The sequence below is a fragment of the Brevibacterium sp. genome, from assembly GCF_031179145.1.
Lineage (GTDB): Bacteria > Actinomycetota > Actinomycetes > Actinomycetales > Brevibacteriaceae > Brevibacterium.
Genome location: NZ_JAPSIB010000013.1, coordinates 24963 through 39838, shown reverse-complemented (window position 1 = coordinate 39838; position 14876 = coordinate 24963). Strand labels below are relative to the sequence as shown.

The window sequence follows — 14876 nt, the reverse complement described above, 5'->3', positions numbered from 1 at the left end:
GAGTGAGGAATCATTCAGCGGTTTCGCATTTTCAGTGGGTGAGCCCGATCGGGCCAACCCGAGAACGGTTCGTTCCGAAGGAAAGAGTCAACGTGAAAAAGCTCGTAACAGCGGTCTCCCTGGCTGCCGCCTCAGCCCTTGTCCTCTCTGCCTGCGGCTCCGGCGAAGGTGACGGCGCCGCCAGCGGTGAGGACTTCCTCGGCTGCATGGTCTCCGACTCCGGCGGCTGGGACGACCAGTCGTTCAACCAGTCCGGCCGCGCGGGACTCCAGGCCGCCGTCGACAAGTACGGCATCCAGGAGAAGCTCGCGGAATCCCAGGGGGACGCCGACTTCGGTCCGAACGTCGACAACATGGTCCAGCAGGGTTGCAACCTCACCTTCGGCGTCGGCTTCCTCCTCGAGGACGCGATCCAGGAGGCTGCCGAGGCGAACCCCGACCTCCAATTCGCCCTCATCGACTCGACGTTCTCCGACGCCGACGGCAAGCCCGTCACCCTCGAGAACGCCAAGCCGCTGGTCTTCAACACCGCCGAGGCGGCCTACCTCGCCGGATACGTCGCGGCCGCGAGCTCGGAGTCCGGCAAGGTCGGCACCTTCGGCGGCATCCAGATCCCCTCGGTGACGGTGTTCATGGACGGCTTCGCCGACGGTGTGAAGAAGTACAACGAGGACAGCGGCAAGAAGGTCGAACTGCTCGGCTGGAACAAGGAGAAGCAGGACGGATCGTTCTCCGGCGACTTCGAGAACCAGGGTCAGGGCCAGGCTCTGACCAAGCAGCTGATCTCGCAGGGCGCGGACGTCATCATGCCGGTGGCCGGTCCCGTCGGCCTCGGTGCGGCAGCCGCCGCGAAGGAATCCGGCAAGACGAAGATCGTCTGGGTCGACACCGATGGCTACGAATCGACCGAATACGGTGACATCATCCTCACCTCGGTGGTCAAGCAGATCTCGAACGCGGTCGAGGACACCGTGGGCGAAGCGGTCGAGGACAAGTTCTCCTCCGAACCCTATGTCGGCACCCTCGAGAACGAGGGCGTCGGACTGGCGCCGTTCCACGACTTCGAGGACGACGTCCCCGACGATGTGAAGAAGAAGGTCGATGAGCTCAAGCAGCAGATCATCGACGGAACTCTCACCGTGGAGTCCGAGAACTCGCCGAAATAGGCCAATGAGCTGAAGCTGCAGGGTCGAAGAGCACTTCGACCCTGCAGTTCTCTACTGTGTGAGGAGCGCATCGAGCTGTGAAACTCGAGCTTCGCGGGATGACCAAGGTGTTCGGATCGTTCGTGGCCAACAACCACATCGATCTCGTCATCGAACCGGGCGAGATCCATGCCCTGCTGGGTGAGAACGGCGCCGGCAAATCCACCATGATGAACGTCCTGTACGGGCTTTACGACGCCGATGGGGGAGAGATCCTCATCGACGACAAGCCAGTGAGATTCGACGGGCCCGGCGACGCCGTGGCCGCCGGAATCGGCATGGTCCACCAGCACTTCATGCTGGTGCCCGTGTTCACCGTCGCCGAATCCGTGGCGCTCGGCTACGAACCGACGAAGGGCCCGGGCCTGCTCGACCTCGCCGAGGCGCGCGCCAAGGTCAGGGAGATCTCCTCCCGTTTCGGTTTCGACATCGATCCCGACGCCCTCATCGAGGACCTCCCCGTCGGGGCCCAGCAGCGGGTGGAGATCATCAAGGCCCTGTCCCGGGACGCCGAGATCCTCATCCTCGACGAACCCACCGCTGTGCTCACCCCGCAGGAGACGGATGAGCTGATCTCGATCATGCGCCAGCTCAAGGAGCAGGGCACCTCGATCGTGTTCATCACCCACAAGCTGCGCGAGGTCCGGGCGATCGCCGACTCGATCACCGTCATCCGCCGCGGCAAGATCGTCGGCGAGGCGTCCCCGGAGTCCACGGAGGCAGACCTGGCCAGTCAGATGGTCGGCCGGGCCGTGTCCCTGACGACGGAGAAGGAACCCGCCTCCCCGGGGGAGGCGACGTTCCGGGTGCAGAACCTCACTGTCGTCGACAAATCGGACAATGTCGTCGTCGACGACGTCAGCTTCGAGGTCAGCCGCGGGGAGATCCTGGCCGTCGCCGGTGTCCAGGGCAACGGGCAGACGGAGCTCGCCGAGACGATCATCGGCCTGACCGAACCGCGTCTGGGTTCGATCACCCTCGACGGCACGGAGCTCGCCGGCAGATCGGTGAAATCCCGCCTCGGTTCGGGAATCGGCTTCGTGCCCGAGGACCGGTCCACCGACGGCATCATCGCGGAGTTCGCCATCCGCGAGAACATGATCCTCGACGTCTACGACCGGCAGCCCTACGCCAAGGGGCTCAACCTCAAATCGAACGTCATCACCGAGGCGGCCCGGACGAAGGTCGAGGAGTTCGACATCCGCCTCGGCAGCGTCTTCGACCCGATCTCGACGCTCTCGGGCGGCAACCAGCAGAAGGTCGTGCTCTCCCGCGAACTCGGCCGCAAGCTGCAGCTGTTCATCGCCAGCCAACCCACCCGCGGACTCGACGTCGGATCGATCGAATTCGTCCACAAGCGCATCGTGGCCGAACGCGACGCCGGCACCCCATGCATCATCGTCTCGACCGAACTCGACGAGGTCTACGGACTCGCTGACCGGATCGCGGTCATGTACTCCGGTCGCATCGTCGGCATCGTCGGTCCCGACACCTCGAGAGAGGCGCTGGGCCTGATGATGGCCGGCGTGCCCGCCGACGAAGCACTGGCCGCCACCAGCGGCAGCGCCGCCTCCGGCTCGGGGACCCCGAGCACGCACGAGAACTCAGCCCCCACCTCGGCGGAGGAGAACGAATGACCACCGATATCTCACCCGCCGCTCCGTCCCCGGCACCGCCTCCCACAGCGGAGGCGAGGCCGGGTCAGGAGCAGAGCACGCTGCAGCAGATCCTGTCGGGCTCCTGGCTGGTCTCGCTGCTGGCGATCGTGCTGGCGCTGCTCCTCGGCGGTGTCCTCATCGCCGTCTCCAACGCCGCGGTGATCGCGGCGGCCGCGAACATCGGCTCCGCTCCCGGCGTCTTCTTCTCCACTCTCTTCTCGACCGTCGGCGAGGCGTACTCGGCGCTGTTCCGCGGAGCCGTGTTCGACTGGAACGCGCGCACCACCGAACGCGCCATCCGCCCGCTGACCGAATCCCTGGTCAGCGGAACACCGCTCATCCTCGCCGGTCTCGGCATCGCCTTGGCGTTCCGCTCGGGCCTGTTCAACATCGGCGGTCAGGGACAGGTCATCCTCGGTGCGACGGTGGCCGGATTCCTCGGCTACGCCCTCGAGCTGCCGGCCGGCGTGCACATGCTGCTGGCGGCCCTCGGCGGTCTCATCGGCGGAGCGATCTGGGCGGGAATCGCCGGTGTGCTCAAGGCGAAGACCGGAGCCAACGAGGTGATCGTGACGATCATGCTCAACTCCATCGCCGGCTACCTGCTGGGCTACCTGCTCAAGCAGAACTGGTTCACCCACACCTCCTCGGCGAATCCGCAGTCGCGCGTCATCGACGAATCCGCAGAGATGTTCCTCCTCCTGCCCCCGCCCTTCCGCCTCCACTTCGGCTTCATCATCGCCGTCCTCGCCACGATCTTCGTGTGGTGGCTGCTGGAGAGGTCGACGATCGGCTTCGAGTTCAAAGCCGTGGGCGCGAACCCGCACGCGGCCAAGACCGCGGGAATCTCCGTGTCGAAGGTGACGATCCTCGTCATGCTCATCGCCGGCGCCCTCGCCGGACTCGGCGGTGCCGCACAAGTGCTCGGCACGGAGGGCAAGCTCACCGGCGGCATCAGCGGGTCGATCGGCTTCGACGCGATCACCGTGGCGCTGCTAGGCCGGTCGAAGCCGCTGGGCACCTTCTTCGCGGGTCTGCTCTTCGGTGCGTTCAAGGCCGGCGGCTACCTCATGCAGTCGCAGACCGGCACCCCCATCGACATCGTCCTGGTCGTCCAGTCCGTCATCGTCCTGCTCATCGCGGCCCCACCGCTGGTGAGGTCGATCTTCCGGTTGCCCACACCGGTGCTCAAGCGGAAGGAGTCTTAAGACATGACTGCGCACACCCTTGACGCGACCCCGGCCGGCCAGTCCAAGGCGCTGGCCCCCATCATCTGGAAGTTCCCGGTCGTCTACTCGATCCTCGCTCTCGTCTCGCTCGTGTTCTTCGGCCTCATCGGCCGGGACGGGCAGACGACGTTCCGGATCGCGACCGAGGGCGACTTCTTCGCGATTCCCGACATCGTCGTGCCCGCGACCGCTGCAGGACTTGTGCTCTCGCTCATCCTCGTGGTGATGGCCGCCGCGTCCATCTGGTTCGCGCTGCGGCGCGTCTCCCTCGCCTCCTGGTTCCCGATGCTCTTCGGCGTCCTCTTCGTCCTGTCCTTCCTGGCCTGGGCCGGCGGCGGCAGCGGCGGAGTCATCCCGATGACGACCCTTCTCGCGGGTGCGCTGGCGCTGTCGGTGCCGCTGATCTTCGGCGCCATGTGCGGCCTCGTCGGAGAGCGCTCCGGTATCATCAACATCGCCATTGAGGGTCAGCTGCTCGCCGGCGCCTTCCTGGCCGCCGTCGTCGCGTCGGTGGTGCAGAACCCGTATGCGGGTCTGCTGGCCGCACCGATCGCCGGCGCCCTGGTCGCAGTGGTGCTGACGTTCTTCGCGGTGAAGTACTGGGTCAATCAGATCATCATCGGCGTCGTGCTCAACGTGCTCGTCGTCGGACTCACGAGCTTCCTCTACTCGACCGTGCTGACCGAGAACGCGGAGCTGTGGAACGCTCGTCAGCGGCTGCCGAATCTGCCGATTCCGCTGCTGTCGGACATTCCGATCCTGGGCCGGGTGCTGTTCGATCAGAACATCCTCGTCTACCTCATGTACCTCGTCGTCATCGCCCTCCAGATCCTCGTGTTCCGCTCGAAGTGGGGACTGCGGATGCGGGCCGTGGGCGAACACCCGAAGGCTGCGGACACCGTGGGCATCAGGGTCAACGCCACGCGGGTGCGCAACACGATCATGGCCGGCGCCATCGCCGGTCTCGGCGGTGCGTTCTTCACGGTCGGATCCGGACTGGCATTCGGCAAGGAGATGTCGGCAGGGCAGGGATACATCGCCCTGGCTGCGATGATCCTCGGCAAATGGAACCCCAAGGGAGCACTGCTTGCGGCGCTGCTGTTCGGGTTCTCCAAGAGCCTGGGCAACACGCTGCAGTCCATCGGGACCCCCGTGGCCAACGAGCTGCTGCTCATGCTTCCCTACATCGTCACCGTCCTCGCCGTTGCCGGCTTCGTCGGTCGGGTTCGCCCGCCGGCGGCCGCAGGCGTACCGTACGTGAAATGACCGAACGTCGATGAAGAGGGATGACAATGAGTTCTGCAGACCCTGAGCCCGACCCCGTCTGGTGTGAGGAACCGACTCCGGTGACAGCCGAGGATCTCGGTGAGGACACCTGGAGACTGCTGCGCGAACAGGCGATCAGAGCATTGGACTGCGCATATGTGCCTTACTCCCACTATCCGGTGGGAGCCGCCGGACTCGTCGACGACGGCCGGATGGTGAGCGGATGCAACATCGAGAACGCCTCCTATGGCGTGACCCTGTGTGCGGAGTGCTCGCTCGTCTCCGAGCTGATGATGACCGGCGGCGGTCGCCTCGTCGCCTTCGACTGCGTCGACGGCAATGGCGCGACCCTCGTGCCCTGCGGACGCTGTCGTCAGCTGCTGTTCGAACACGGCGGCAACGATCTGATGGTCAACATGCCCTCCGGACGAGCACCCATGTCGGTCGTCCTGCCCGAGGCCTTCGGACCCGCGCACCTGGAGGCCCATGCCGCCGAGACAACTGCTGAGAAGGACTGAGACGTGACACCAGAGAATTTCGACGCCGTTGACGTCATCGCCGCCAAGCGCGACGGCCACCGCCTGTCCACCGCCCAGATCAGTTGGGTCATCGACGCCTACACTCGTGGCGTCGTCGCCGACGAGCAGATGGCGGCTCTGGCGATGGCGATCTTCATCAACGACATGGAGCCGGGGGAGATCGCCGACTGGACGCAGGCGATGATTGCCTCGGGGGAGCGGATGGACTTCTCCTCCTTGTCGCGTCCCACCTCGGACAAGCACTCCACCGGCGGTGTCGGTGACAAGATCACGCTTCCGCTGGCCCCCTTGGTCGCGGTCTTCGACGTCGCCGTCCCGCAGCTCTCGGGCCGCGGGCTCGGCCACACCGGCGGGACCCTGGACAAGCTCGAGTCGATCCCCGGCTGGCGTGCTGAGCTCAGCAACGCCGAGATCCTGCACCAGCTCGAGGACGTCGGCGCCGTCATCTGCGCGGCAGGTTCCGGTCTGGCACCGGCGGACAAGAAGCTCTATGCCCTGCGTGACACCACCTCGACGGTCGACTGCATTCCGCTCATCGCCTCGTCGATCATGTCGAAGAAGATCGCCGAGGGCACCGCCGGCCTCGTCCTCGACGTCAAGGTCGGCAGTGGCGCCTTCATGAAGGATCTCGACAAGGCCCGGCAATTGGCCCGCACCATGGTCGACCTCGGAACGGCCGCGGGAGTGAAGACCTCGGCCCTGCTCACCGACATGTCCACACCCTTGGGGCTGACCGTGGGCAATGCGCTCGAGGTCCGCGAATCCGTCGAGGTTCTGGCCGGCGGGGGACCATCTGACGTCGTCGAGCTGACGGTGGCACTCGCCGAGGAGATGCTGCGCTTGGCGGGCCGCACCGACGTCGACGTGCGGGAAGCTCTGGCCGATGGCCGGGCGATGGATGCGTGGAAGCGGATGATCCGGGCGCAGAACGGCGATCCGGACGCACCGCTGCCGGCCGCCGAGCACACCGAGGTCGTCACCGCGTCGGAGACCGGAGTGCTCAGCCGCCTCGATGCGCTGGCCGTGGGAGTCGCCTCCTGGCGTCTCGGCGCCGGACGCGCCCGGAAGGAGGACCCGGTGCAGGCCGTGGCCGGCATCGAACTCCACGCCAAGCCGGGCGACCAGGTGAGCGCTGGTCAGCCCCTGCTGACCCTGCACACCGCCACCCTGGAACGGTTCGGCCGTGCTGTCGAAGCCCTCGAGGGCGCCGTCGAGATCGGTGGAGACACCAGCGGTCTGCGCGACTCGGTCGTGTTCGAGACGATCACCTGAGTTCCACACCACCACACCGGACCTGCCATCATTGACGTGATCAGCCACCCCGGGACACCACCCACAAGGAGAACCATGACCAGCCGCTCAGCCGTCGCCGCGATGATCGACCACACCCTGCTCAAGCCCGAAGCCACCCACGCTGACGTCGACGCCCTGATGGCCGAGGCCAAGGAGCTCGGCGTGCTCGCGATCTGCGTGTCCCCGTCGATGCTGCCGATCAGCGATCCCGGCGAACTCGTCGTCGCCACCGTCGTCGGCTTCCCCAGCGGGCAGGTGAAGCCGGAGATCAAAGCCGCCGAGGCGGAGCGCGCGGTGGCCGACGGTGCGGCCGAGGTCGACATGGTCATCAACATCGGTGAGGCGATCGCCGGCGACTACGACGCGGTCGAAGCCGACATCCGTGGCGTCGTCGAGGCCAGCGGCAACGCCCTGGTCAAGGTCATCATCGAATCCGCGGCACTCACCGACGAGCAGATCGTCGAGGTCTGCCGCCGTGCCGAGGCGGCTGGAGCCGGCTTCGTCAAGACCTCGACCGGGTTCCACCCCGCCGGTGGAGCCAGTGCGCACGCGGTCTCCCTCATGCGTGAAGCCGTGGGTGACCGCCTCGGCGTGAAGGCGTCCGGCGGAATCCGCTCGGCGGAGGCTGCGGAGGAGATGATCGGCGCCGGTGCTTCGCGTCTGGGCCTGTCCGGCTCTGCCGCGATCCTCTCCGAACTCAGCGACTGAGCCGACGGGGCTCCGCGGACGTCAGCCGCGCGTAGCTGAACGTGGTGACGACCAATCCGATTCCCCACACCAGGTAGGCGGGCACGGACACCCAGAAGAACGCCTCGGGCAGCTCCACTCCGCCCGCGGGCGGAAACGGACTGCGCCCCTGCAGACGGTCGATGATCATCTGCACGGTGGCCGTCCCGAAGTACGACGCCATCGTCACCCCGAGAAGCGATCCGGAGACGACGAGGGGCCACCTGGGCACTCGACGGCCGCGCAGCCCGGGGACCCACGGTGGCCAGATCCGACCCCACGTGTGCACCAGAGCCAACGGCAGAACGATCCCCGCGAGCAGGAAGCCGGTCTCGAAGACGATCATGGCCGGCCCATGCGTCAGCGGGTTCATCTCCAGCCCCACGACCAGTTGGGCGACGAGTCGCGCTGTGCAGGCGGCCACCGCCAGGTAGGCGAACGCCACCACCCACCGCGGAGTCGTGGTCGGGCGGGCACGGCTCGGCCTGGTCGTCCGGGTGGCCGTCCAGAAGTGCCGGCTGTGCACGGCGATCAGAACGCCCGAGACGACACAGCCGAGGCGCAGGAGTGCGCCGAGCGGATGGAAGACGACCCCGAGGCCCGGAAGGATCGCGGCGACGAGGTCGAGCAGGATGAGACAGCTTGCGACCATCAGAGCACCGGCCGCGGTTGAACCCACCGCTGCCACCAGGATGCGCAACAGCGGGTGAGCGCCGTTTGTCCTGCGGCGGACAAACCCTGCTTGAAGCGCAACCGCGACCAGGCCGAAGCCCAGCACGATGATTCCCGAGGGCCCGGCGAGGACGATGAGGTCGGAGCCGCCGGTCGACATCGGCGGAAGGTCATCGGCTGCCGCCACTGCCAGGCGCACCACCATGTACACCGCCAGCCAGGCAATTGCGAGGACGGTGAACCACCGCCATGGAATGGACTTCTGGGGCCGGGAATCGGGATCGATGGGGGATTCGGTGGCAGGAGAGATCGTGGTCATGCCTTCACAGTAGGAACCGGCGCACCTTGCACTGCTCACCCTTGAGAGGGAACTGCCGTCCCCTCTGGGTGAAAAGCGGTCCGACCACGTGTCAGTGCCCATTCAGAGGTGCCTCCTGCGCAGCGCTGCTCATGAGAGACACTCAAACGAATTGCCGGGCTACTCAATTTTCTCAGCTGTGCACTCATTTCCATCTCCAGGCACAGTGAGCGGGCACTTATCGGCGACGGGCGACTTCATTCTGGAGAAGCGTCAGAGAAGCTGGCGTTTCACTGCGAAGGAGCTCAATAGATGACGACTCAGTCCCCACAAGAAGGTTTGCCGGACAGCGTGGGTGGCGCTGAACTGGACCCCGACCAGCAGCCTCGAAAAGGCAAGCGCCGACTGCTGATCGGGGCAGGTTCCCTACTCGGTATCGGTGCTTTGGTGACCGCCGCAGCGTTCACCGACTACGCACTGCTCGATTTCGGCGCGAAGGGATTCGGAGGAGACCAGAACGCGTACAACATCCAAGTGTCGACGGGGCAGGAGGCGACCGTCGCATCGGTCAAGCAATGGGTCGAAGCGAATCCGAATGCTGAGCCTTTGGAGATCGCCGGCGCAGATGCACTGTCTCCAGGAGGAGAGGCGCTTCAGGTGAACATCCCTGTGCTCAATGCGTCCGAGCGATTGGATTCGACGCTGTCGCTGACTCTGGAGAACACGACCGCGAACCCCAGCAAGGCGGATTCCGCCTATGCGAATCTGCTTCGCTTCGAGTACGCCGCAGTTCCCGATGCATCATCGGCGCCGGGGCACTGGAAGCAGATTCCTACAGGGTCGTTCTCTTCAGCCGGTTCGACGTCGACGGTGGATCTGGGCGACCTCAAACCCAAATCCGGTGAAGTCGTCGTACTTCGCATCTCCTTGGCTGACGGAGCCGATCAAGCCGCCACGAATGCCGCCAACGGCGGAGGCGCCGCCGTCCAAGCGCGCATCGACGGGTCCAGTAAATAGGCCCAACCCTCAACTCCCTCCGGAGAAGGGCGCCACCTTCCCCGAACCGTGACCCTTCTCCGGAGGATCCTCCACCACACCCAGAAATGGCACAGAGATATGCACAACCTGATTCACCGTTCGGGTCCTGAGCACCGTTGGCTGCTGGGTCTTGGTTCGCTGGCTGGATTCGCCGTACTCGTGACCGCGGCACTGAGTGTCGCCGCTATCGATGCCTACGTGATCATGAGCCCTGGGCCAGGCCACGACTACGACCTGCAAGTCGCCTCATCTGCGGCTGAGTCGTGGACTCCGTCAGCGGAGGACTGGGCCCAAGGCAATCCAGTCCCGATCACTCCGCGAGGAGGCGATGACGATCTCGGGAATCAGGGACCGGACAGCGTCTACTCCGTTGCCGTTCGGAACTCGGGAACAGCGCTGCATTCCAGTCTGTGCGCTGAGATCTTTCCTCGGTCTGACTCGCGTTCTCCGGGGTGGGGGACGACACGGATCATTCTGCGAAATGACGACGAAACTCTCGTGGATGATGTCCTCGGAGATCGGATGCTGCTCACAGGATGCACGAGCGAATCTCTCCGGCCAGGTGAAGTGCGACAGTATTCTCTCGCGATCATCATGGCCCCGCAATCCGGCATCACCGAATCCGAGATCTCCACAGTCCGATTGCGCTTCACGGGAGCATCGAGATGACACCTACGCGAACAACATTCAGCATTGTCGCTCTCGTTGCCCTCTGCCTCTGCCTGCCTGCTGTCACGGAGACGACCCACGCCGCGTTCCTCGCCGGATTCAGCGGGAGTGTCGAAGCTTCGGGCAAAATCGATATCGCGCAGTCATCGGCTCCGGACGGTCAGCATCCAACGGACAGGGACGCCTCAGAGCTCAAGGACAACGGAGCACCTGTGAGGGTCCTGACGAACGACGAATCGGACACTCACGACCGCACGACCAGGATCAGCATGCCTGTGGTCAATCGGTCCGACGACGCTATTGTCACGATGCACCTCTTCGTCCGACCCCGAGCGGGAAATCAACTGCTCGCATACCTGCGCATGAGCGCACAGCTGTCGACCGAGGACACGGCCTCTGGCTTGGTCCCCGGCGATGCAGCGACAGAGGACTCCCAAGGACTCGACATCCCTGGAGCTCTCTCTCCCGGTGCGAAAGCCACCGTGAATGTCAGTGTCTGGCTCGCAGACGACGCTCCCGATTCTGCATTGGGCGAAGAACTCGACCTTGTGTTCCGCCTTGTGGGGGAAACCTCGCCCGGAGACACGCCGATCGATGTGGAAGGAGCATGGACATGATCAGAATGCCCATCGTCACCCTGCTCGTCGTCCTCACCGCCGCGATTGCCGCCCCGACACATGCGATCGCGATGACCGAACAGAAACTTGAGACCCGCGGGGAATTCGTCTCGGTCGCCACCCCGGCCCCCGGACATTCCTCTGAATGGACCATGAGCGTCCGGGCACCCGAAGAGGAGATGGAGAACCTCACCATCACTCTCGTCTCCACTTCAGGAACTGCGGTCTCAGGTCCGCACCCGATCGAGATCACCCTGATGGACGATGAGGGACAAAGGCTGGCCTCGGGCACGGCGGAACAATTGCGCAACGAGGTGATCTTCCTGCCGACACCTCGTGAAGGCGGATGGTTGACACTGAGGGCGACCGCTGCTCTCCCGTTCGAAGCCGGTGACGATTACAAGGGTAGCCGGGCCGAACTGCAGTTCCGGTTCAGCGCGGCAATGGCCATGGACGTCGCGGAGCCGGATCAGCTTCCCTTCACCGGGGCTTCAGGGGTCTTCGCCCTTCTCATACTCGCCTTCGTTCTCATCGGGACCGGAGTCTGGCTGCTGATGCGCAGCAGCCGGGCAGAGGGTTCAGCGGAGATCGACAAGCAGGCTCATCCCCGGCCGTGGCTCAGCACGCGGGCCGAAAACGACGGGAACGAATCGTGACGAGCAGAATCCGGTCACTGATGACGAAATCCCTCTTGTCGAAGGCCGAGCGCAGACTCATCATTGCCATCGGCACCGGCATGGTCCTCGTCCTCCTCGTCCTGGCAGTGCTTGTCCAAGCAGCATTCACTGACACCTCGCGACTCCGGACAGAACTCGAGGCACACTTCGAACTTGCCGTCCTCGAGGATTCGGGAAAGATCGTCCGGCTGAGCCGGGAATCCGATTCCGCTCTCACGTTCAGATCCACGAGTTCTCTGGTCCCGGGTTCACAGCTGCGGATCCCGATAGAGGTCGCCAACAACAGTGTGGCGCACTCGACCCGACCTGAACTGACGGTGGCCGTCACCGGTCACGGCCGGGTGGCCGATCACACGGCGCAGATGAAGGCGACCGTGGTCGAGCATCATGACGGCGTGGAAAGCGTCCTGCTCGGCAATGCCGACGAGTCGGCACGAGGCATCGGTCTCGGACAGCCGGCGACCGTCACTGCCTCCCAGCTCTCACCTCGTTCCGGCCCAGCACAAGCACAGGGCGAGAAGTTCGCCGGAGGGGACACTGCCGCGTCGAAATTCACGGTGCTCATCGCCCTGGCCGACGATCCGGTTTTCCGGGACTTCCAGGAAGCCTCCTGGACCATCACCATCACGATTGAAGGGACTTCCGGTTCATGATGCCGTTCGATTGCGCCACCCGGGGCACCGACCTCAACTTGCTGCTCAAGACGTTCGCGGTGATCATCGTTCCCCTCGTCGTGCTCGCGACGCTGAGCCCGACGAGCGCCGGCTTCACCGACAGCACGTTCGGATCCAGCTCCCTCACCATCGCTCCCGGTCTGGACTCGCCTCCAGTCCATTCCGACCAGTCGGCAGCGTCTTCGCTCTTCGTATCCTCCCGCGGAGATTTGTACGTCAGTGGGTACCGGGGAACAGGAGACGGCAATGGCGACGCAACGGTGTCCCCTCGTGCGGACCCGACACGAGTCGACTTCCCGCACGGCGTCCGGATAGTCGATGCGGGTGGGTCCACCAACGACTTCCATGCCCCTTGGGCCGATACCACCTCCTACATGGCACTCGATTCCCAGGGCGCAGTGTGGACCTGGGGACAGGTCTATGGGGTCAAACCTGCAGGCCACCGACTGATCGGCCGGGGAGCCATCTCCGTCGCCGACAGCAGGAAGGCCGGTCAGGTGACCCGGACACAGGACGGGGCTCACCTGCCCGAGATCGTCTCCATCGCCCGAATCGAGAACCAATTCCTGGCCCTCGACGGCAAGGGAACACTCTGGGCCTGGGGATACGGCGGGGAGAACCTGCCCAACCCTCGGGGAGCGCGTTCGGAGATGCTCCCGTTCGCTGTGCGGATGACCACGGCCACCCCCTCGGCGCTCCCATGCACCGGGAACAGCGGCAACAACCTCGGCGAGGTGCGGTGGCGGTCAATCTGGGGAGGAACCAACTCTGCAGGCGCAGTCGGACAGAACGGACTGGTCTACAGCTGGGGATTCGACAACACCGACGGGCTGAGCCCGGCAATTGTCAATACACGATGCCCTTCTCTCAATGAGGGAGCCAACCGCGCGCTGTTCCAACGCTACCCCCGCCTCTACAGAACCTCCGACGGATTGAGCTATGACGAGAACAAGCTGTGGACCGAGGCCGAGCGTCACGCGCGGTATGAGGAGATCGTGGCGGACATGGCGACGGACACTCTCGAAGAGTGCACCGGAACCCTTGGTTCACGCCTCACGGACACCTCCGGATGCCCCGTTCGGCAGCTGGGCTTCAGCGCGGGTGCAGCTCGGATGCTCACCACGGATGGAGAGCTGCTGACTTGGGTCACGCGACCTGGATACGGGGAGCAGTTCCTGGGTCGTGTGCCCACTTCAACCGAGCCCGCGCATTCTCCTGCTCCGATCGACGGTGGCATCGAATTCTCCGCTGTCACCGCCGGTGTCAGTTCACTGACCGCCCTGTCAGAAGCTGGAGAGGTCTACGGGTGGGGTGCCAACAATGCCTGCCAGGCGGTGGGATCGCCCAGCCGCGGGGGACGAATCAGCACTGGCGACTGTGCCTCGGTGAGTGCGGACGCGGTCACCGGTGCCATTCGGCTGCCGACGGCTGTGAGCGGGGTACCCAAGGGTGCGAGGGTGGCATCCGTCGCCTCCACGCAGTGTGCTTCCTGGGCAGTCCTCGACGATGGGCACATCTTCGCATGGGGTGCGGGGACCGTGGCCGGTGCCTTCTTCTCACAGTGCATCACCCCAGCCAAGGCCCAGCAAGGTTACAAGATCTATCTCTATGGAGACGCAGACGGCACCCATCCTTTCGGCGAACCTGTCACCGCACCCGCGACCGCCACCGTTCAAGTGCGCTGACAACCGGTGCGACCTCCCATGTGCGCAGCCGATGCGCACGTGGCGCCGCTGACAGCGACACCATCACATCCTTGAGAACCGAAGACAGAAAGCACCGCATGACAATCCTCCGCCTTCTCCGATCATTCCTGCTCACCTCTGGAGCGGTGGTCGGCATGATCTGCATCGTCCTGTTCGCCATCGGTGCATTCCTCCACATCAAGCCCGCAGTGGTTGTCTCGGGCTCGATGGCGCCGACTATGCCGGTCGGTTCGCTCATACTCGAGCGTGCGGTCCCTGCGGAGCAGATCGGAGTCGGAGACGTCGTCACCGTTCCTCGCCCCGATGTAAACGGTCTCGTCACCCACAGAGTGGTCAGCGTCGAGCCGCTGCATGACGACATCGTGTCCCTCGTTCTGAAAGGTGACGCCAACACGTCCGAAGACCCCTCACCGTACCTTGTGCGCGACGTCGGTCTGCATGTGGCCACCGTGCCTCTGCTTGGTTACTTGGCGTTGTTCCTGCGCACTCCCGGAGGAATCGCAGCCGTGATCACCGGAATCGTTGTCATGTTCATCCTTGCCGTTCCCGGGGCCCGCTGGTTCCAACGGAGCCCTCACACAACGTGATGTCGAAGAACCTGCCTCCGCA

At 64.8% G+C, this 14876-nt stretch carries 13 protein-coding genes; 12 read left to right on the top strand and 1 reads right to left on the bottom strand.

Annotated features, from left to right (window positions below):
- Window positions 1-92: 92 nt before the first annotated feature.
- The 7 genes from RIT73_RS10705 to deoC all read left to right on the top strand — a co-directional run bounded on the left by RIT73_RS10705 (window position 93) and on the right by deoC (window position 7898).
- A complete protein-coding gene (locus RIT73_RS10705) occupies window positions 93-1166 on the top strand; it encodes a BMP family ABC transporter substrate-binding protein (protein ID WP_309132062.1) in 1074 nt (357 codons plus the stop codon).
- A gap of 77 nt (window positions 1167-1243) precedes the next feature.
- Window positions 1244-2842 (top strand): ABC transporter ATP-binding protein, encoded by a 1599-nt coding sequence (locus RIT73_RS10700; RefSeq protein ID WP_309132061.1) that lies wholly within the window; start codon window positions 1244-1246, stop codon window positions 2840-2842.
- Window positions 2839-4071: an ABC transporter permease gene (locus RIT73_RS10695; RefSeq protein ID WP_309132060.1), complete on the top strand. Its 1233-nt coding sequence runs from the start codon at window positions 2839-2841 to the stop codon at window positions 4069-4071. The genes RIT73_RS10700 and RIT73_RS10695 overlap by 4 nt, the downstream gene beginning before the upstream one ends.
- Before the next feature lie 3 nt (window positions 4072-4074).
- Window positions 4075-5358, top strand: coding sequence for an ABC transporter permease (locus RIT73_RS10690; RefSeq protein WP_309132059.1), 1284 nt, complete (start codon window positions 4075-4077; stop codon window positions 5356-5358).
- A gap of 26 nt (window positions 5359-5384) precedes the next feature.
- On the top strand, window positions 5385-5876 hold the full coding sequence (locus RIT73_RS10685; RefSeq protein ID WP_309132058.1) for a cytidine deaminase: 492 nt from the start codon (window positions 5385-5387) through the stop codon (window positions 5874-5876).
- 3 nt (window positions 5877-5879) lie between these two features.
- Complete coding sequence (locus RIT73_RS10680; RefSeq protein WP_309132057.1) at window positions 5880-7169, top strand: thymidine phosphorylase; 1290 nt, start codon at window positions 5880-5882, stop codon at window positions 7167-7169.
- A 75-nt stretch (window positions 7170-7244) separates the two neighbouring features.
- On the top strand, window positions 7245-7898 hold the full coding sequence (gene deoC, locus RIT73_RS10675; RefSeq protein WP_309132056.1) for a deoxyribose-phosphate aldolase: 654 nt from the start codon (window positions 7245-7247) through the stop codon (window positions 7896-7898).
- On the opposite strand, the gene RIT73_RS10670 is transcribed toward deoC, so the two are convergent.
- Complete coding sequence (locus RIT73_RS10670; protein ID WP_309132055.1) at window positions 7888-8907, bottom strand: hypothetical protein; 1020 nt, start codon at window positions 8905-8907, stop codon at window positions 7888-7890. The genes deoC and RIT73_RS10670 overlap by 11 nt on opposite strands.
- Before the next feature lie 291 nt (window positions 8908-9198).
- On the opposite strand from RIT73_RS10670, the gene RIT73_RS10665 reads away from it, so the two are divergent.
- From RIT73_RS10665 to RIT73_RS10645, 5 genes are all read left to right on the top strand, one after another.
- Window positions 9199-9903, top strand: a complete 705-nt coding sequence (locus tag RIT73_RS10665) for a hypothetical protein (protein WP_309132054.1) — start codon at window positions 9199-9201, stop codon at window positions 9901-9903.
- A 1303-nt stretch (window positions 9904-11206) separates the two neighbouring features.
- The gene (locus RIT73_RS10660; protein WP_309132053.1) at window positions 11207-11866 is read left to right on the top strand and encodes a hypothetical protein; all 660 of its coding nucleotides are present in this window, start codon (window positions 11207-11209) and stop codon (window positions 11864-11866) included.
- Between the two features lie 20 nt (window positions 11867-11886).
- Window positions 11887-12540 carry a hypothetical protein gene (locus RIT73_RS10655; protein ID WP_309132052.1) on the top strand — a complete coding sequence of 218 codons (654 nt, stop codon included), beginning with the start codon at window positions 11887-11889 and terminating at the stop codon, window positions 12538-12540.
- Window positions 12537-14246, top strand: coding sequence for a hypothetical protein (locus RIT73_RS10650; RefSeq protein ID WP_309132051.1), 1710 nt, complete (start codon window positions 12537-12539; stop codon window positions 14244-14246). Before RIT73_RS10655 ends, RIT73_RS10650 begins: the two co-directional genes overlap by 4 nt.
- 98 nt (window positions 14247-14344) lie before the next feature.
- Window positions 14345-14854, top strand: a complete 510-nt coding sequence (locus RIT73_RS10645) for a signal peptidase I (protein ID WP_309132050.1) — start codon at window positions 14345-14347, stop codon at window positions 14852-14854.
- Window positions 14855-14876 lie beyond the last annotated feature (22 nt).

Coding starts and splice junctions, on each gene's coding strand:
- RIT73_RS10695 (WP_309132060.1), top strand. CDS start 2,839: ATGACCACCGATATCTCACCCGCCGCTCCGTCCCCGGCACCGCCTCCC.
- RIT73_RS10690 (WP_309132059.1), top strand. CDS start 4,075: ATGACTGCGCACACCCTTGACGCGACCCCGGCCGGCCAGTCCAAGGCG.
- RIT73_RS10685 (WP_309132058.1), top strand. CDS start 5,385: ATGAGTTCTGCAGACCCTGAGCCCGACCCCGTCTGGTGTGAGGAACCG.
- deoC (WP_309132056.1), top strand. CDS start 7,245: ATGACCAGCCGCTCAGCCGTCGCCGCGATGATCGACCACACCCTGCTC.
- RIT73_RS10670 (WP_309132055.1), bottom strand. CDS start 8,907: ATGACCACGATCTCTCCTGCCACCGAATCCCCCATCGATCCCGATTCC.
- RIT73_RS10665 (WP_309132054.1), top strand. CDS start 9,199: ATGACGACTCAGTCCCCACAAGAAGGTTTGCCGGACAGCGTGGGTGGC.
- RIT73_RS10660 (WP_309132053.1), top strand. CDS start 11,207: ATGATCAGAATGCCCATCGTCACCCTGCTCGTCGTCCTCACCGCCGCG.
- RIT73_RS10655 (WP_309132052.1), top strand. CDS start 11,887: ATGACGAAATCCCTCTTGTCGAAGGCCGAGCGCAGACTCATCATTGCC.
- RIT73_RS10650 (WP_309132051.1), top strand. CDS start 12,537: ATGATGCCGTTCGATTGCGCCACCCGGGGCACCGACCTCAACTTGCTG.
- RIT73_RS10645 (WP_309132050.1), top strand. CDS start 14,345: ATGACAATCCTCCGCCTTCTCCGATCATTCCTGCTCACCTCTGGAGCG.